1 protein-coding gene is annotated in these 644 nt (G+C 65.4%); it reads right to left on the bottom strand.

The window, feature by feature from the left end; translation table 11 throughout:
• Positions 1-383, bottom strand: a 383-nt coding sequence (locus tag E5W70_RS19400) for a gamma-glutamyltransferase (RefSeq protein ID WP_292660995.1), incomplete at its 3' end; no start/stop codon positions are given.
• Positions 384-644: the final 261 nt, after the last annotated feature.

Genomic DNA, 644 nt, shown 5'->3' with positions numbered 1-644 from the left:
GACTTGCTGGCGCCCTTCACCGGCTTGCCGTCCTTGTCGAGATACATGGTTTTGGTCGCGGCCAGCGGCGCGCGCTCGCGGAAATCGAGGAAGGTCGAGCGGCCGTCCTTGAAGCGGATGGTCATGAAGCCGCCGCCGCCGATATTGCCGGCGGTCGGATAGACCACGGCCAGCGCATAGCCGACGGCGACCGCGGCATCGACGGCATTGCCGCCCTTCTTCAGCACCTCGACGCCGACCTCAGACGCCAGATGCTGGGCGGTCACAACCATGCCGTGCTCGCCCTTCGCCGGCTGCGGCGAGGCGGCAAAGGCGAGGAACGGCACGAAGGTCAGAGTGAGGGAAAGGCTTACGGCGATTAGGGTTCGGCGGGTGTTGTGCATGGCCGTTCTCCGAGGCATGGGGTAGGCCTAGGAAACGCGCTTGGCGGGGTCGAGTCTACTGACATTAATGGGATCGGCGAGGCTTCGCGCCTCCGGCTAAGCTGCCGATCTCCCCCCTTGCGGGGGAGATGGCCGACAGGCCAGAGGGGGTGCTGTCCCTCCGACCTCTCCAGCAATGCGCGGGCACATCCTCTGGCTATTTTGCAGGTTGCACGGTTCGACGTTGGCGATCCTTCCCACCCCCTCTGTCCTGCCGGACAT

The sequence above is a fragment of the Mesorhizobium sp. genome (assembly GCF_005063415.1).
Lineage (GTDB): Bacteria > Pseudomonadota > Alphaproteobacteria > Rhizobiales > Rhizobiaceae > Mesorhizobium.
This window is presented reverse-complemented; position numbering and strand designations above follow the sequence as displayed.